Below are 16,696 nucleotides of genomic sequence, written 5' to 3'. Positions count from 1 at the left end.
GCATTGGTCACAATTTCAAGATTGGCAGGCCATTAACCCACTAAAAATACGTAACTTTACAAAGTCACGAAGAAACAAGGGTTTTACAAAGTGTAAACGATCTCGGAGCCCAGGGTGGAGACCTCAACAGAAATTTTAGTGCGGGTATAGCGAAAAAAAAAGCGCACCCGAAGGTGCGCTCAATAACATTTTATACGCAAATAACTTACTTGGCGGCGGCCGTCTGTTGTGATGGCTGCTGCTTTTCGTTATTGGCCAGATCCAGTGCGATCTTGACCGTTTCATCCAGATACGGATCCGGTTCCTTGTAGTCCTTTGGCAGATCTTCCAAGGACTTCAGCGGTTTCTTACCCTCACGCTCCAGACGCTCATTAATACGTTTCAGGCGCGTAGCATCATCGTCATGGTTCTCTTTTTCACGGGTAGCCAGATTAAGAGAAACGATGTTGCGCTTGTCTTTCAACGCCTTGTAATGGGCAATATCCTGCGCGATGTATTGGAACTCTGGATCCTTGGCGATACGCTGCGCATGGTCTTTCAGCAGTTGCGGTTCAAACGGCTTCAAATCACCAGTTTTGGTGTAGGCAGCTGCATTGACGCTATCCCACGGCATGGCGTTATCTTCGAAGCTCTCGCCGGTTTCTGCCGGATCGATCCCCGTTGGCATCAGAATATCTGGCGTGACGCCTTTACGCTGGGTGCTGCCACCGTCAACGCGGTAGAACTTCTGGATGGTGTACTGGACAGAACCCAGCGCAGGCCATTCAGGGCGCAGCATCTGATCGTAAATGCGGTTCAGTGAACGGTACTGCTGCACCGTGCCTTTACCGAAGGTAGGCTCGCCCACGATCAGCGCACGGCCATAGTCTTGCATTGCCGCAGCAAAGATCTCGGAGGCGGAGGCGCTGAAGCGGTCAACCAACACCACCAGCGGGCCTTTGTAGTAGACAACACCGTCGTTATCCGCATCTTCGCGGATCTTGCCGTTGTTATCACGCACCTGAACAACCGGGCCACTTGGGATAAACAGACCAGAAAGCGATACCGCCTCGGTCAATGCCCCGCCACCGTTGCCACGCAGATCGATAATCAAACTGTCGACGTTCTGCTTGGCCATCTTTTGCAGTTGGACTTTTACGTCATCGGTCAGGCCGACGTAGAAGCCAGGGATGTCCATCACCGCGACCTTCTGCTTGCCGACGGTCTTGATAGTCATTTTAACTGCGCGATCTTCCAAGCGGATACGCTCACGAGTCAGCGTAACTATACGGGTTTTGGTGCCTTTACCTGCCGGCAGGATCTCCAGGCGAACCTTGCTGCCCTTCGGCCCTTTGATCAGCGAGACAACATCGTCAAGACGCCAACCGATCACGTCCACCATCGATTTGCCTGCCTGGCCAACGCCGACAATACGGTCGCCGACGGCGATCGCCTTGCTCTTGGCTGCCGGGCCGCCTGCCACCATGGAGTTGATCACGGTGTAATCATCATCCATCTGCAACACGGCACCAATCCCTTCCAGCGAGAGACTCATCTCGGTATTGAACTGTTCGGTATTGCGTGGCGAAAGGTAGTTGGTGTGCGGATCGATTTCGTGGGCAAACGCGGTCATGATCAGCGAGAACACGTCTTCGCTGTTGCTTTGCGTCAGGCGTTTGATCGCAAACTGATAACGCTTGGTCAGTGTGTCACGGATCTCTTTATCCGTTTTGCCGGTCAGCTTCAGGTTCAACTGATCGTATTTGACCTTGGCATCCCACAGGCGGTCCAATTCAGCCTTGTCTTTCGGCCACGGCGCTTTGCTGCGGTCTACGTCAATGGTGTCGTTGCCGGTGAAGTTCATCGGCTTGTCGAGCAACGATAGCGCATACTGATAGCGCTCAAAGCGGCGTTTTTGCGCCAGATTGAATAACGCATAAGGCGTAACCAGTTTGCCGGATTTCAGCTCTTCACCCAGCGTGCTGCGTTTGTCGGCAAATTGCGCGACGTCGGAGGCCAGCAGCACATTGTGGCTGTAGTCCAGCATATTCAGGTAGCGATCGAAGATCTTGCCTGAAAAATCCGCATCCAGAGCAAACTGGCGATAATGAGAGCGAGTGAAGCGCGATGTTACGCGCTCACTCACGGTTGCATGTTCAGCTTCCTGCTCAAGCTTGGGCAGTTGATCGATGCGGATGTTGGCTGTATCCGCTCCGTAACTGACACCCGCCCACAGCAAAGCCGCAACTGCGGTTAATCTGACAAATTTGTTCATGCCTTGGTTGGCCTCCGTATCAGAACTGCAAGTGTTCTGCGCGCACAATCATCGCCAGACCGGAGGAGAGCTGTACACGAACGCCATCTTTAGCGATTTCGAGTACGGTTGCGTCCATCGCGCTCTGACCTGCTCTGACTTTGATTTCCTGGCCAATTTGCAGTTTTGAGATGTCTGTGACTGGCACATGACGCGGCTGGCTGGCCTCTTTGGCTACACGAGGTTCACGAGCTTGCTGTGGGCGTGCTTGTTGTGGGCGCGGCTTGCGGTTCTCTGCTGCGGCTCCGCCTTCACGACGTACGGCTGGCTTTTTGCCGGCAGGACGCGGACGACGAGGCTCGGCAGTGGCAGACTCACCAGCAGCTTCACGTTTTTTGGCATTCTGTTCGGCACGCTGTGCCTGAACGCGCGCTTTGGCTTCTTCAAGCTGCTGGCGAGCATGATCGACATGCTGCTGTTCCAGCTCACCGCACGGGTTACCGTCCAGGTCTACACGCTGGGCGCCAACTTTGACACCGTACAGGTAACGCCAGCTTGAGGTATACAGGCGCAGAGCTGAACGCAGCTGCGTTTTGCTGAGGTTCTCTTCCCCTTGTACACGTTCTACCAGATCCTGAAAAATACCGATTTTCAGCGGGCGTGCTTCGCCTTCGGCGCTAAAGCAGAGCGGGAAACGCTCGGCAAGAAAAGCAATGACTTCTTTAACTGTGTTCAACTTGTGTTGATTTTCCATGAAATTTCCTGATTACAACGGGTTGCCAACAAGCCGCAGGCATGAACAGGCGTCATTATAATGACGCCATCGCTAAATGCCACGTTAACCGTAGATCAACTTGCCGCTACAGTGACATATTTCGCAAAATTGCTCTGTGCCAGCCGTGCGCAAAGCCCCGCCACCACTGCTTTCAGGCCGATTTCGTCCTGTTCATCGAAGCGTTGATAAACTGTGCTGTCGATATCCAGAACCCCGATGACCTGACCACTGACGTCTAACGGCAACACAATTTCCGCGTTGCTGGCGGCATCGCAGGCGATATGTCCAGGAAATGCGTGAACATCGCCAACGCGCTGCACCTGGTTCTGCGCCGCTGCCGTACCGCACACGCCCTTACCCAACGGGATCCGCACGCAGGCAATCTTGCCTTGGAACGGACCTAGCACCAGTTGATGGCCTTCCATCAGGTAAAAACCGACCCAGTTTACGTCATCAAGACGCTCATTGAGTAGCGCACTGGCGTTAGACAATGCGGCGATAAAGTTATCTTCCCCATCCAGCAATGCGCTCAAATCGCGTTTTAATTCCGCGTAGAATGATTCTTTAGTCATGATTAACCGTTCAAATACTCAAATAGCCTCGACTTAACCCGTATAAAATAAGCATTAAATGCGTATAGCCACAAGGTTAATCATCTGTTGCTTCACAAAACACGGTACAACAGGGTATGTTTGCCGTCTAAAAATCATTTGTAACCTGCGATGCTAATCCCTTTTTACCGGTTGATGGCATTGACAGGTTGGTTTTCAAGCTACGCTAAGTAGACCTCAGGTCGCCAAACAGCACTCATGATGAAGATACTCGCCATTACCGGCCCGCTCTCCAAGGCTCGCCACCAACGCTGTTGTGAATGCGATTTGCTGTTCACGTTGCCGCCGTTAACCCGCAATCAGGCCGCCTACTGCCCACGTTGCAACGCCAAAGTGGTGAATGGCCGCGACTGGTCAATGACCCGCCTGACCGCCGTAGCCGTCACCATGCTATTGCTGATGCCCTTTGCCTTTAGCGAGCCGTTGATCAGCATTCGCCTGCTCGGCACGAAGATTAACGCTAGCCTGTTGGAAGGCATCTGGCAAATGAGCAGCCAGGGGGATCCGTTTACCGCCAGCATGGTCGCCTTCTGCACCATCGGCGCGCCGCTGACGCTATCACTGTCATTGCTGTACCTGTGGTTTGGCCATGCACTCGGCATGAACCTGCGGCCAGTGCTGCTGATGCTGGAGCGTCTGAAAGAGTGGATCATGCTCGATATTTACCTGATCGGCATGGTAGTCGCGGCGATCAAGGTCAAGGAATATGCAGATATTGAACCCGGCAGCGCCCTGATTGCCTATCTGGCATTGACCCTGCTCAGCCTGCTGACGCTGATCCACATGAACCTGGAACAGATGTGGGAACGCTACTATCCGCAGGAACAGCCAGAGGGCAAATCAGAGGCGTTACACGTCTGCCTGGCCTGCCATTTTACCGGTTTTCAGGATGAGCGTGGCCGCTGCCCCCGCTGTCATGTGCCGATGTGCCATCGCCAGCCTTACAGCCTGCAAAAAACCTGGGCCGCGCTGATTGCCGCCATCGTGCTGCTAATCCCCGCCAACCTGCTGCCGATCTCGGTGGTTTACGCCAACGGCGCGCGTATGGAAGATACCATTTTCAGCGGCGTCGTCTCGCTGGCCAACTCGGGTAACATGCCGATCGCCGCCATCGTATTTATCGCCAGTGTCCTGGTACCCTTTACCAAGGTGATCGTGCTGCTGGTGCTGCTGTTCAGCATTCATTTCAAAACGTCGCACAGCCTCAAAACCCGCATCCGGCTGCTCCGGCTGGTCACCTGGGTTGGCCGCTGGTCGATGCTCGATCTGTTCGTGATCTCGTTGATGATGTCGCTGATCAATCGCGACCAACTGTTATCTTTTACTATGGGACCAGCAGCTTTTTACTTTGGGTCTGCGGTTATTTTAACTATCCTTGCCGTACAGTGGCTGGACAGCCGATTGATTTGGGATGCACATGCAACAGGAAACGCCGAATACGCCGACTGAGGCGCGGGTCAAAAACAAGCGCCGTATCTCGCCATTCTGGTTACTGCCGTTTATCGCCCTGCTGATTGCCGGGTGGCTGGTCTATACCAATTACCAGGAGAGCGGCAATAGCGTCACCATAGACTTCCAGTCTGCGGCAGGTATTGTCGCTGGCCGCACGCCTGTTCGTTACCAGGGTGTGGAAGTGGGTACCGTGCAAAGCATTTCGCTGAGCAAGGATCTGCGTAGTATCGTGGTTGAAGCCAGTATCAAGAGCGATCTGGAAGACTCACTGCGGGAAGGCACGCAATTCTGGCTGGTGACACCCAAAGCCTCATTGGCAGGGGTTTCCGGCCTGGATGCGCTGGTCGGTGGTAACTACATCGGCATGATGCCGGGCCGCGGCAAACCGCAAACCCACTTCACCGCACTGGATACGCAGCCGAAATACCGCCTGAATACCGGCGAGCTGATGATCCACCTGCAAGCAGACGACCTCGGTTCCCTGAACACCGGCTCGCTGGTCTATTATCGCAAGATCCCGGTCGGTAAAGTGTATGACTACACTATTTCGCCGGGTAACAAAGGCGTGATCATCGACGTGCTGATCGACCGCCGCTTTGCCAATCTGGTGAAGGACAACACCCGCTTCTGGAACGTTTCCGGTTTTAAAGGCGATTTCAGCCTGTCCGGTGCCAGTGTGCAGATGGAGAGCCTGGCAGCGTTGGTAAACGGTGCGATAGCCTTTGACTCCCCGCTCGACGGCAAGCAGGCCAAGGCCGATCAAAACTTTACGCTGTATCCGGACCTGGCCCACAGCCAGCGTGGGGTTAACATCTCGCTGGACCTGCCCGACGGCAACAGCCTGAGCGAGGGACACACGCCGCTGATGTATCAAGGATTGCAGGTCGGCACCTTGACTCGTCTGGCTCTGCAACAGGATAGCAAGGTAACCGGCGAACTCACCATCGATCCTTCGGTGGTCGATCTGATGCGTACCGGCACGCGCATTGAGATGCGCAGCCCAAAAATCAGCCTTAACGACGCCAAGCTGAGCCAGCTGTTAACCGGCAACACACTGGAGTTGGTGCCGGGTGAAGGTGAACCCCAGCAGCACTTTACCGTGTTGGATAGCAGTAAAACGCTGCTGCAACAGCCTGGCGTGGTGACGGTCACCTTGAATGCCCCGCAAAGCTACGGCATCGACGTTGGGCAGCCATTAATCGTGCACGGTATCAAGGTCGGCCAGATCCTGACCCGTACCCTGACCGACGGGGGTGTGACCTTTACGGCGGCGATCGAAGCACAGCACCGCAGTTTGCTGCACAAAGACAGTAAATTTGTGGTCAACAGCCGTGTGGATGTCAAATTCGGGCTGGACGGTGTGCAGGTGTTGGGGGCCAGCGCCCAGGAGTGGCTGGACGGCGGCGTACGCCTGATCCCTGGGGGTAAAGGCGAGCCGGACGCGCAGTACCCGCTGTACAGCAACGCGGAAAAAGCCGCCGAGGGTATCGTCGGCAACAACCCACTGCCAACCTTGACGCTTACCGCCACCAGCCTGCCAGATGTGCAAGCCGGTTCGGTGGTGCTATACCGCAAGTTCCAGGTGGGTGAGATTGTCAACGTACGGCCCAAGGCCAACGAGTTTGACGTTGAGGTCTATATCAGCCCGGAATACCGCAAGCTGTTAACCAGCGAAAGCATTTTCTGGGCGGAAGGCGGTGCCAAAGTGCAATTGAACGGCAGCGGCCTGACGGTGCAGGCTTCCCCGCTCAACCGCGCGCTGAAAGGCGCCATCAGCTTTGATAACCTGCAGGGCGTTACGCTGGATAAAGGGGCCAAACGCGTGCTGTACGCCTCAGAAACCGCCGCTCGCGCCGTGGGTAGCCAGATCACGCTACGCACCTATGATGCCAGCAAACTGTCCCCTGGCATGCCAATACGCTATCTGGGCATTGATATCGGCCAGCTTGAATCACTGAAACTGGCACCAGAGCGTAACGAGGTGCTGGCGAAAGCGGTATTGTATCCAGAGTATGTGAAAACCTTTGCCCGTCTCGGCAGCCGTTTTGCCATCGTTTCACCGGAGATTTCTGCCGCTGGGGTCAATAATCTGGACTCCCTGTTGCAGCCCTATATCAACGTGGAACCTGGCCACGGCGGTTCAATGCGCTCTTTTGAGCTGCAGGAAGCCAGCATTACCGACTCCCGCTACCTGGATGGCCTGAGCGTGATCCTGGACGCCGCCGAGACCGGTTCGCTGCAAATCGGCACACCGATCCTGTTCCGTGGCATTGAAGTGGGTACCGTGACCGGTTTCTATCTGGGGGCGATGTCAGATCGAGTGCACGTCTCGCTGCGCGTCAGCAAGAAATACCAGCATCTGGTGCGTAACAACACCGTCTTCTGGTTGGCCTCTGGCTATAACCTGCAGTTTGGCCTGACGGGCGGCGTGATCAAGAGCGGTACCTTCCAGCAATTTATTCGCGGCGGTATTGCCTTTGCCACCCCACCTAGCATTCCGCTGGCCCCTAAAGCCACGCCGAACAAACACTTCCTGCTGAATGCGGAAGAGCCGAAAGATTGGCGCGAATGGGGCACCGCCATCCCAAGGGACAACTGATAGCTCTCGGCAGGGTTCAATGTTCTGAGCCCTGCCGCTCCCCTCCAAGATAATTCATACCATTACTGCTTTGCCATTCACCTCATTGACCGAAACTTGCCGGTATTCTCAGGCAGGCAGTTTATGGTAAACTAGCCCCTTCGATTTTTTTCCGCCCTGAGAGCTCCCTGTGGCTAAACCTGCCCCTGCTTTTTTGCCTCCTGCTTTTCTCGACGCAACTCGCGCCATCATGCCTGACCATTTATCCATGGATGACTTCATCGCTATTTGCCAACAACCCTTGCGGCGGAGCCTGCGAGTCAACACGCTGAAAATCAGCGTTGCGGACTTTCTGGCGTTGGTAAAAGACTACGACTGGCGGCTGGAACCCATCCCCTGGTGCCCCGAAGGCTTTTGGATCGAGCGCGAGGACGAAGCCTTACGGCTGGGCAGCGCGGCGGAGCATCTAAGCGGCCTGTTCTACATTCAGGAAGCCAGTTCCATGCTGCCGGTGAGCGCCCTGTTTGCCGGGCGTGAAACCCCGCGCCGGGTGCTGGATGTCGCCGCCGCGCCGGGTTCCAAAACCACCCAGATCGCCGCGTTGATGGGCAATCAGGGCGGCATTGTCGCCAATGAATATTCGGCCAGCCGGGTCAAGGTGTTGCATGCCAACATCAGCCGCTGCGGCGTCAAAAATACGGCGCTGACCCATTTCGACGGCCGGGTGTTTGGCGCAGCCTTACCGGAAAGCTTTGACGCCATCCTGCTGGATGCGCCCTGCTCTGGTGAAGGCGTGGTGCGTAAAGATCCGGATGCCATGAGCAACTGGTCGCCAGAAAGCGTAACCAGCATCGCGCAAACCCAGTGGGAACTGATCGACAGCGCCTTCCACGCCCTGGCCCCCGGCGGCGTGATGGTTTACTCCACCTGCACGCTGAATGCCCAGGAAAATCAACAGGTGGTACTTCAACTGTTGGCAACCTATGGCGACGCCGTCAGCGTTGAGCCACTGGGCGACCTGTTCCCACAAGCGCAACTGGCCCTCACTCCAGAAGGCTTCCTGCACGTCTTCCCACAGATTTATGACAGTGAAGGCTTCTTCGTCGCCCGGCTACGCAAAAATCACAGCGTTCCGGCCTTGGCAAAACCGAGCTATAAGCTGGGCAAGTTCCCTTTCGCCCCACTTTCGGCCCAGGAGTCCTCGCTGGTGGCGCAGGCAGCTGCAGCCTCGGGTTTAGTCTGGGATGAAACCAGTAAATTATGGGCGCGGGATAAAGAAATCTGGCTGTTCCCAGCCGCGCTGGAGCCTTTAGTCAGCAAAGTGCGTTTTTCACGCATTGGCCTTAAGTTGGCGGAACGCTTCCCAAAAGGGTTCCGCTGGCAGCATGAGGCGGTGATCGCCTTGGCTGCCAGTGGCAACCCACAGACTTTTGAGCTCGATGCGGCACTGGCCCAGGAGTGGTTTCATGGCCGCGATCTCTATCCCTCGCGACCCCCACAGAGCAATGAGTGTATCGTCACTTATCAGCATCAGCCGCTAGGGTTGGCCAAACTGATCGGCAGCCGGATTAAAAACAGTCTGCCCCGCGAACTGGTACGCGACGGAGTACTGGATTTTCACCAATAACGTCTAATAGGCGACGGTAACCGTTACAGTGTCACTATAGCTCCCCGCTGGCTGGTTGTTTTGTGACAGGTTAACCGAGGCGGTATAGGGGAAGGATTGCGAGGTGCCCGCGCCCGTTGCGTTGCTATTGGTGGCGGCAGTCCAAACGGTGCCATCCCCTTTGAACAGTTGATATTGAATATAGCTGGTGGTGCCGCTGACAGGCGCGGTGTATGCCATTTGTCGGTATTGCCCCGAACTGGCGACGCTGCTGGTCAGGTTGACCGAATAACTGGCGTTGAGGGTGCAACGTACGCTGAGGGTATTGGAAACTATCGTAGTGAGGCCAGACGGCAATGCCGCGCTACCGAACCCAACATTTGGCGCGCTGTCGATATAGCAATAGTTGCTGACAACCAGCGACAGGTTGATATAGGAACCCGTCGGGATACTACCGGTGTCTGCAAGACATAGCAGTGTCCCAATTGCCACCGAGCAGATGTTCCAGGTCCAGGCAATCGGAATGGTATCGGTATAAGTGCCAGCGGCCAGATTGGAGTTCATTTGTGGCCGGATAAAAATCGGCAGCGTGCTGCTTGGCCCGGTAAACAGGCCTAATAAACCCAGTGCGGTGGTACTGCTCCAGGTGATGACACTGCCCTGATTATACAGGGTGCTGCAGCCGCCATCCTGGCACAGGCTATAAGGCAGATACTGGCCAGTTGCCGCACTGTATAGGCGGGGTTGTGTCCCGTTGGGATGTAAAGTAGAGCCGATGGTTGCAGTGATCGTGTTAGTGCCACCAATATTGAGCAACCCACCGGTGCATTTAAGCCCGCTACTGACAGAGGTGGTTAACGGGGTACTGCTGACATCAAAGGAATTTTGCGTGCCCAGGCTGCCCGCGGTTGCAGGAGCGGTGCAGCCAGCCCAACCGAATGGCATTACCCCCACTAACAGCAGCAATGCCAATCCTGTTCGCATCCATCGTAATAACATAATCATGATTTTTTCTCTTCGGCACTGCCTTGGCAGACCAGCGGCCCGACCTGTTCAATGCTGTGATAATTGGGGTTCAGGTCGAAATCCACACGGCACATTGAGCGGTCGTCCTGCTGAATACTTAACTGGCCGTGGGATTGTAAATGCGAGAAGTACACCAGCCCGTCATAGCCGACGACGGTGGTTTGTTGCGTGGTCTGTTCCGTGACCAACGTGCCCAATTTCAGCGGTTGCCCAGTGCTGTCATGCAACGTGATATTGGCCGAGAGGACTTTTTGTACCGGGAATTTCACCACCATCCCGCTGCCTTGCTTAACGGCAATGCGATTGTTGACCTGGTTGGCCACCACGTCCGCCGGTAACGGCAGCGTGTCGATCTCAACCTTGGCCGGATAGTACGAACTAATCGACGGGATCAGCAGGTGCCCGTTGCTGTCGGTGGTGCCCATCTTCTGATTCTCATACAGCACCGAAACCCCGGCATAATTATCGGTATCCACCACGATAAACGCGTCGTTGATCTTGTCCGACAGGAACCAGGAGTTGGCCATAAACACCACTGAGCCGCTCAGGTCTGCCCAGTTGGTATATTCCCCTTGTGGGCCGAAGATGCCGCCTTGCAGCGTGGCATAGCGGGTTTTCCAGGTGACATCGGCCTGTTGATAGGCATCGCCACCACCGCTGTAAGCCAGGTTCCAGCCCATACCGCCATCCGTAGGTGCCGGCTTACTGGCCCCCACCTGTTGCTGATAATGCCCATTATTGTTACGTGCCAACCCGGCATTGAGGCTGATATCACTGCCCAGTGGAATAATGAATTGAAGCTGCGCACTGTAACCGTTATCCCCCAACGTTTTGTTGAGTGAGACAAACATGCTGCTCTGGCCCCACAGGGCGCGGCTGTATGAGAAGTTAACCAGGCGGGTATGCGAGTTGTCATAGGCCTGCACGTCGTAATAACCCAAGCCCAAGGTGCCATTGTTTGAGCCAAACGGCGAAGCGCTGAAGGTGGCCTGGTCGGATTTACGGCTCAGGCGGGTATTACTGGTGTAAGAAGTGAGATCCTGATAACCCACGGTGCGCGAGGCCCGCTGTGCCGAAAAGCTAAATAGCGTCGAATTATAGGAGTAGCCCAAAGTGTACTGGCTACCGTCTTTTTTGTCCGTCACGTTAGTGCCCAGCGGATTATCAATATCCTGATTGGGGCCGGGCATACCTGGCGTATTCGGCCGGACAATCTGGTCGTTCACCACGTCGCTGGTCGCCACCGGCGGATGATTAGCCTTGCTCTGGCTGCCAGACAGGCTCAGCGTCCCCCAGGTCCCCACCGCGATATCGGCCCCTAACCCGCCGAGTGCCAGCCCTTGCGTGGCCTCGGTGTGTCCGGACAGCGTCAGATAATTACTCAGCCCGTAGCGGTAAATCCCGCTGAAAGCCGCGTCGGAATAGTCACCGTTGGAGATGCCATAATCCTGGCGCACTGCGCCAAGGGACACATCAAAGTCGCTCAGGTTTTTACGCAACAGGGTGTTGGACACATAAAACGGCACCGTGGTCGATACCTGGCGCCCGACCGCATCGGTGGTGACGATTGTCGCTTCACCGGCACCGTTGATATAAGGCACATTGGTGAGGGTAAACGGCCCGGAGTTAAGATTATTGCTGCTGGCCTTAAAACCGTTGAGGAACAAGTCCACGGTGCTGGGTACCGCTGCGGTACCGCTATATTGCAACAATGGATAGGTCACCAGATCCGGGCGCAGGGCAAAATTGCGGCTGATGCGTAATCCTCCCATGCGGGCCGAATTACTCCAGGTTAGCGAGTTGCTGACAAAATCCCCAAGCTGATAGCTGATCAGATCTTGCTCATCGCTATAACGCCAGAACGTATCGTAGCGCAGATAGCGGTCTTGTACGGCACTGCCGCCCTCGCCCGATACGGTGTCGATATTGTAGCGATAGGTACCGGAGTTACTGATAAACCCCAGGTTGCTGAACAAACGCTGCTCCATCCAGGTGGCAACCGATCTGGAGCCTTCGTGGGGATCGGTATAATAGGAATCGTAGTTTAGCAGCAGACCGGTGCTGCTTTGCGCCACCGTGTAATTCATCAGGTTGCCGCCGCCGACGTCCTGTTTTGGCAACCAGGCATCCGGTACCTGCAAGATCAGTTGCTGGGCGGAAGAATCATATTTCACCTTCACCCCAGGCAGATCCTCGACCTTAATCAACCCTTGTTGACCATTGGTATGCACGTGGTTTTTAGCCAGCACCCCCGCCTCCACGTAATACGCATTGTCTCGATAGGTCACGGGAACCACCTGCCCGTCGCTCTGGCCATTGACGACCAGGGTCAGGTAGAACATGGCATTGGTGATCACCGGTGCCGCACGCGGAGCATCGGGTAATGATGAGTATTCCTGTGCCTGAACGTTGAAGGTACTCAGGCAAAGCAGGCACAAGCCGCCCCGGTAATACAGCGGATACTGATGACCGGGACGGACAATGGCTCGGATCGACATTCGCCGCGCGTCCTGACGCTATTCGCCGCGCGCAATGACAATAGGCTTGGTGTTATCGGCAATCTGGGCATTAAGCTGCCCACCAGGACTAACCCCGGCAGGAACCGGCCAGCGCATTGACTGGCCCGGCAACACGTAGCCCATAAAGCCCGCGTTCATGGTTTTCACACCCTGCTGCTGGTTGCCAGGCTGAGACCAGAACACATTGCTCAACCGCGCATGTACGATGCCGCTATTGCGGACCTGCAAATAGGTTTTTCCGCCATCATTAACCGTGCTCCATTGCAGCACTGGGCGCGTCGCCGTAGCCGCATCGCGTTTGATATCGCTCCGTTCGTTGGTCCACAAGCCACCACCATCCATAAACAGCGGCAGCAGATAGCGCATCTGTAATTGCAGCCCTACTACCGCTTTGCTTTGCCCCCCGGCAGCGCCATTGATCGGCGACGGGATTTCATCAACGATGATACGGTAGGCTTGCTCGGTATTGGCCGGTACCGGCGTATTGCGGATCAGCCTGATCAACTGCCGTTGCCCTGGCGGTACAGTGGTAAACGGTGGGCTGGCGACCACGTTATTCTGATCGGCATAGCGCTCGTTAAAATTTTCCTGTTTCCACGCCAGCACCCGCACCTGTAAAGAGACGGGCTCTGTCCCTCTGTTTTCTAGCCATAAGGCGGAACCATTCTGATCGGATTCAATGATTTGATACACCGGCCAGACCAGCACCGAGCTGGCGGCTTGTGCCGTCATTGAAGAACACATTGTGTAACTCAGTAATGCGGCGCTGATAATACGGCTAAACAAGGTCGACATGGCTCATATCCTGATGATTCAATAAGTTAATGTTACGGTGACCGTATCGGTATAAGTTCCTGCCGAAGGCAGTGTGGTCACGGCGTATAAACGGGCATAAACCGGGTAGGTTTGTGTGGTACTGGGAAAGCTGGGGATAGACATTGCCAATGCGCCATTACCCCAGACCTGACTACGGTTGGCATCACGAAACAGCTGATAACCCAGCGTGTCGCTATTAGCACTGTTTTGCATGAAACGACGGGTGGCATTGCCCCCGTGGGTACCGTAATCCATGGCAATAGTGACCGTCGCTCCCGGCGTACAGGTCACCACCACCGAACCGGCACCCGCAGTGCTCACGGTATCGACATTACTGGCGATGGTCGTCATGGTGCCGAAATTGATGGTACCGAGGTTGGACGTGGGGCTGGAAAGCGAGCTGCCAAAAGCACAGCCGTTGGTCAGAGTTGCCGTTACGGTAAAGGTCTTGGTGGTTGGCGTGGCGGCACGTAGCGCACCACACATCATCAACGGCAGCAGGATCAAAGAGAAATAGCGCATCAATAGCCCCCGCTACCAGGACACGGTGACATTCACCGTATCCAGATAAACACCGGCAGCCGGCGTGGTTTGCGCCGGAACACGACCATAGACGGTGTGCCACTGATCGGCACCGTTGCCGGTGTCACTCAGCCCGGTAGTATTATCCCAAATCGTCCCCCCGGGTTGGTTGGTGTAAAGGTTGTAGAGCACGCTAGCCGAACTGTTGGTGGTATTCACCATTTTGCGATTCGTGACCACGCCGCTGCTGCCTCCATCCAGCAAGATTTTATAACTCAGCCCACTGACGCATTTGACACGGATCGAGCCCGCCAACTGGGCGCTGGTCGCGTTGATCACATTGCTCAGAGCGGCAAAACTGCCGAAATTCATCGTGCCAAAGCTGGTGTTGCCAGACGTCGTCGTTCCCGCTTCACAGGCGGGCTGCAACGTGGCCGCAATGCCAATCGTCGCTGCCTGACCTAAGGGAATGTGGAGCAGAAAAGACTGCGACAAGATCGCTGGCAACAGCAGCAATACCTTGATCCCCATGCTCGTTCCTTCCCGTATAAAAAACCGGCCAGGAGCAGACTCGCCCCCGGCGCAATAACAGCCTTACCAGGAAAGCGTGGCGACAACGGTATCGTTATAGGTTCCTGCTGCCGGAGAGGTACTGAGCTGGTCGCCAGGTAATACGCGGCCATAAATCGGGATATTTTGTGCGGTCGTGCCCGTCGTCAAGGCTATCGGCGTATTGATGGCGATTTCCGTGGTACGTGCACTATCTGAATAGAGACGATAAGGGATGGTGTCGCCACCGGAGCTCATGGCGCGCAGCGCTCCCGTTGCCGCCAGACCGCCATTAAGCGACAGCGTCGGGCTAAGGCCAGTGCTGCAAGTGATGGTGACCGCGCTGGTACCATCAGAGCCAAACACCGTACCGTTGATTACGCTGGTCAGATCGGAGTAACTACCAAAGTTCAAGGTCCCCCATTGGTTGGTGCCACCGGTCGCGCCGCCATTGCCCACGGTACAGCCGCTACCGATCGTCAGTTGAATACCGACTTGCCCTGTCAAGGTCCCCGCAGCCTGTACACCGGAGGTCAACGCCAAGGTTGCAGCAGCCAGCAAGGCCAGTAATAAACTCTTTTTTTCGCCCATGATAACTCCCAATAACAACTTACACCGATGTGTATTCATGCAACCAGGTTGCGTATGGAAATTCTCTGGTGGACTCACGCACTGCCAAAAACTGCCAAAGATGACGCTCAAGCCGGGTTCTGATTTTTTGCAAGGGAACCCTGACGGTAACAGCCTGATGAAACAGGCTATCGAGGTTAAATATAGATTAATAAATTTAGCTTAAGCGGAATTTATCTACTTTAAGTCAAATAAGAATAAAAAACCGTTTTTCAAATTATTAACAAATTTTACTCCAGTAAATCACGCCATAGCTCGACTTTAAAATGGTTAAGAGGTGCGATAGTGAGTAACGTTAATATTTATCGTGGCAACTAAGTGACCCTTGACGGTTGAGGTGAGTGCCTAGAGCAGCGCCCCGCGGGCCGATGGCATCTTTTTTTGTGACTTTTTCGCCCCTTTGTCTATGCTTAGTGGGTGGTCGCAACTGGTCACACCTCATACCACTAGCTTCAGCAAGGAGTTCCAATGGGCAAAACCGTCGTGAAAATAGGCAGCTTCGAGGTTGATGACGCACATTTAACGCCAGCATCTGAACACGCCGAAGGGAAAAGCACCCTGGCGATCCCCTGCAAATCAGACCCCGACCTGTGCATGCAACTGGACGGTTGGGACGAGCACACCAGTATTCCGGCTATGCTGGATGGCCAACAGTCGCTGCTGTACAAACAGCATTACGATCGACATGCGGATGCCTGGGTGATGCGGCTGGAGTAGAGAGGTTCAGGAAAAAGGACGCGCCGTGTTCCCATTGGGCACGGCACGTTGTGTTATGCGATGGCGATACCACGCCCGGCAAAGAAACGGCCGAAATCCGCCAGTGACATTGTCACCTTCTGGCGACTGGCGAGGCTGTCACCGGAAGGATTATGAAAGGTAACGCTATGCCGATCGGCAGCAAACACCAACACCAGATGCCCACCCCGGGATGGCGGTTGTGACGCTGGTTGCCGGATACTCGGATGCACCGAGGCGATAAAATAGCGGTGCTGCTCCAGCAACGGCGGCAACTGATGTTCATCGAGATTGACTCGCACCTCCGCCGTTAGCGCAAACTGTTCACGCACAAACTCCACAAAGGGTGCATAAATCAGCCCTTTTATCCGTTCGCCGTCACGCACATAGGCCCCGTAAGGCAAGCTGCGGCGTGCCAGCTCCAGCAATGGCGGTGCCGTGCCGTCCCGGTGTGTCAGCACCATTTTCAGACAGGCCATGCCGCACACGTGGTTGGCCCACTCGACATATTCCGCCGGGCTGGCCGCCCCGCTCTGCACCCAGTTGGCATCATCCGCCAACGTGGCACGCCCGGCAATCAGATCGGCAGCCAGCTCTGGCGTCGCCCATTGGCACACGTAGGGCACTTCAGGCTGTGACATCAC

14 protein-coding genes are annotated in these 16,696 nt (G+C 55.3%); 4 read left to right on the top strand and 10 right to left on the bottom strand.

Annotation, left to right across the window (positions count from 1 at the left end):
- Nucleotides 1-205: 205 nt before the first annotated feature.
- From prc to WN53_RS19745, 3 genes are all read right to left on the bottom strand, one after another.
- On the bottom strand, nucleotides 206-2,254 hold the full coding sequence (gene prc / locus WN53_RS19755) for a carboxy terminal-processing peptidase (protein WP_024486585.1): 2,049 nt from the start codon (nucleotides 2,252-2,254) through the stop codon (nucleotides 206-208).
- Nucleotides 2,255-2,273: 19 nt separating this feature from the next.
- Nucleotides 2,274-2,987, bottom strand: a complete 714-nt coding sequence (proQ, locus tag WN53_RS19750) for an RNA chaperone ProQ (RefSeq protein WP_021804621.1) — start codon at nucleotides 2,985-2,987, stop codon at nucleotides 2,274-2,276.
- 95 nt (nucleotides 2,988-3,082) lie between these two features.
- Nucleotides 3,083-3,580: a GAF domain-containing protein gene (locus tag WN53_RS19745; RefSeq protein ID WP_021178215.1), complete on the bottom strand. Its 498-nt coding sequence runs from the start codon at nucleotides 3,578-3,580 to the stop codon at nucleotides 3,083-3,085.
- A 240-nt stretch (nucleotides 3,581-3,820) separates the two neighbouring features.
- Here WN53_RS19745 and yebS point away from each other — a divergent pair, with 240 nt between their 5' ends.
- The 3 genes from yebS (at nucleotide 3,821) to rsmF (ending at nucleotide 9,276) form a co-directional block, all read left to right on the top strand.
- Complete coding sequence (gene yebS, locus WN53_RS19740; RefSeq protein WP_024486120.1) at nucleotides 3,821-5,068, top strand: membrane integrity lipid transport subunit YebS; 1,248 nt, start codon at nucleotides 3,821-3,823, stop codon at nucleotides 5,066-5,068.
- Nucleotides 5,037-7,670, top strand: coding sequence for a PqiB family protein (locus tag WN53_RS19735; RefSeq protein ID WP_024486121.1), 2,634 nt, complete (start codon nucleotides 5,037-5,039; stop codon nucleotides 7,668-7,670). Before yebS ends, WN53_RS19735 begins: the two co-directional genes overlap by 32 nt.
- A 169-nt stretch (nucleotides 7,671-7,839) precedes the next feature.
- On the top strand, nucleotides 7,840-9,276 hold the full coding sequence (gene rsmF, locus WN53_RS19730) for a 16S rRNA (cytosine(1407)-C(5))-methyltransferase RsmF (RefSeq protein ID WP_024486122.1): 1,437 nt from the start codon (nucleotides 7,840-7,842) through the stop codon (nucleotides 9,274-9,276).
- A gap of 3 nt (nucleotides 9,277-9,279) precedes the next feature.
- Here rsmF and WN53_RS19725 read toward each other — a convergent pair whose 3' ends face one another.
- The 6 genes from WN53_RS19725 to WN53_RS19700 form a co-directional block, all read right to left on the bottom strand.
- Nucleotides 9,280-10,260: a Csu type fimbrial protein gene (locus WN53_RS19725; RefSeq protein ID WP_024486123.1), complete on the bottom strand. Its 981-nt coding sequence runs from the start codon at nucleotides 10,258-10,260 to the stop codon at nucleotides 9,280-9,282.
- On the bottom strand, nucleotides 10,257-12,779 hold the full coding sequence (locus WN53_RS19720; protein ID WP_024486124.1) for a fimbria/pilus outer membrane usher protein: 2,523 nt from the start codon (nucleotides 12,777-12,779) through the stop codon (nucleotides 10,257-10,259). The genes WN53_RS19725 and WN53_RS19720 overlap by 4 nt, the downstream gene beginning before the upstream one ends.
- A gap of 18 nt (nucleotides 12,780-12,797) precedes the next feature.
- Nucleotides 12,798-13,595, bottom strand: coding sequence for a fimbrial biogenesis chaperone (locus tag WN53_RS19715; protein ID WP_024486125.1), 798 nt, complete (start codon nucleotides 13,593-13,595; stop codon nucleotides 12,798-12,800).
- Nucleotides 13,596-13,613: 18 nt separating this feature from the next.
- Nucleotides 13,614-14,138, bottom strand: coding sequence for a Csu type fimbrial protein (locus WN53_RS19710; RefSeq protein ID WP_037413044.1), 525 nt, complete (start codon nucleotides 14,136-14,138; stop codon nucleotides 13,614-13,616).
- A gap of 12 nt (nucleotides 14,139-14,150) precedes the next feature.
- A complete protein-coding gene (locus WN53_RS19705) occupies nucleotides 14,151-14,669 on the bottom strand; it encodes a Csu type fimbrial protein (protein WP_037413046.1) in 519 nt (172 codons plus the stop codon).
- Between the two features lie 63 nt (nucleotides 14,670-14,732).
- Nucleotides 14,733-15,278 carry a Csu type fimbrial protein gene (locus WN53_RS19700; protein ID WP_024486128.1) on the bottom strand — a complete coding sequence of 182 codons (546 nt, stop codon included), beginning with the start codon at nucleotides 15,276-15,278 and terminating at the stop codon, nucleotides 14,733-14,735.
- 507 nt (nucleotides 15,279-15,785) lie between these two features.
- Here WN53_RS19700 and WN53_RS19695 point away from each other — a divergent pair.
- The gene (locus tag WN53_RS19695) at nucleotides 15,786-16,034 is read left to right on the top strand and encodes a DUF1480 family protein (RefSeq protein ID WP_021178226.1); all 249 of its coding nucleotides are present in this window, start codon (nucleotides 15,786-15,788) and stop codon (nucleotides 16,032-16,034) included.
- A 53-nt stretch (nucleotides 16,035-16,087) separates the two neighbouring features.
- Here WN53_RS19695 and WN53_RS19690 read toward each other — a convergent pair whose 3' ends face one another.
- Nucleotides 16,088-16,693: a cysteine peptidase family C39 domain-containing protein gene (locus tag WN53_RS19690; RefSeq protein ID WP_024486129.1), complete on the bottom strand. Its 606-nt coding sequence runs from the start codon at nucleotides 16,691-16,693 to the stop codon at nucleotides 16,088-16,090.
- Between the last annotated feature and the right edge of the window lie 3 nt (nucleotides 16,694-16,696).

It is taken from the genome of Serratia fonticola (assembly GCF_001006005.1).
Lineage (GTDB): Bacteria > Pseudomonadota > Gammaproteobacteria > Enterobacterales > Enterobacteriaceae > Chania > Chania fonticola.
Note: the sequence above shows the minus strand (reverse complement) of the source record. Positions and strands in the feature narration are given on the sequence as shown.

What these genes read in the sequence shown, in the direction of transcription:
- prc (WP_024486585.1), bottom strand. Translation starts at nt 2,254, where the DNA reads ATGAACAAATTTGTCAGATTAACCGCAGTTGCGGCTTTGCTGTGGGCG.
- proQ (WP_021804621.1), bottom strand. Translation starts at nt 2,987, where the DNA reads ATGGAAAATCAACACAAGTTGAACACAGTTAAAGAAGTCATTGCTTTT.
- WN53_RS19745 (WP_021178215.1), bottom strand. Translation starts at nt 3,580, where the DNA reads ATGACTAAAGAATCATTCTACGCGGAATTAAAACGCGATTTGAGCGCA.
- yebS (WP_024486120.1), top strand. Translation starts at nt 3,821, where the DNA reads ATGAAGATACTCGCCATTACCGGCCCGCTCTCCAAGGCTCGCCACCAA.
- WN53_RS19735 (WP_024486121.1), top strand. Translation starts at nt 5,037, where the DNA reads ATGCAACAGGAAACGCCGAATACGCCGACTGAGGCGCGGGTCAAAAAC.
- WN53_RS19725 (WP_024486123.1), bottom strand. Translation starts at nt 10,260, where the DNA reads ATGATTATGTTATTACGATGGATGCGAACAGGATTGGCATTGCTGCTG.
- WN53_RS19720 (WP_024486124.1), bottom strand. Translation starts at nt 12,779, where the DNA reads ATGTCGATCCGAGCCATTGTCCGTCCCGGTCATCAGTATCCGCTGTAT.
- WN53_RS19715 (WP_024486125.1), bottom strand. Translation starts at nt 13,595, where the DNA reads ATGTCGACCTTGTTTAGCCGTATTATCAGCGCCGCATTACTGAGTTAC.
- WN53_RS19710 (WP_037413044.1), bottom strand. Translation starts at nt 14,138, where the DNA reads ATGCGCTATTTCTCTTTGATCCTGCTGCCGTTGATGATGTGTGGTGCG.
- WN53_RS19705 (WP_037413046.1), bottom strand. Translation starts at nt 14,669, where the DNA reads ATGGGGATCAAGGTATTGCTGCTGTTGCCAGCGATCTTGTCGCAGTCT.
- WN53_RS19700 (WP_024486128.1), bottom strand. Translation starts at nt 15,278, where the DNA reads ATGGGCGAAAAAAAGAGTTTATTACTGGCCTTGCTGGCTGCTGCAACC.
- WN53_RS19695 (WP_021178226.1), top strand. Translation starts at nt 15,786, where the DNA reads ATGGGCAAAACCGTCGTGAAAATAGGCAGCTTCGAGGTTGATGACGCA.
- WN53_RS19690 (WP_024486129.1), bottom strand. Translation starts at nt 16,693, where the DNA reads ATGTCACAGCCTGAAGTGCCCTACGTGTGCCAATGGGCGACGCCAGAG.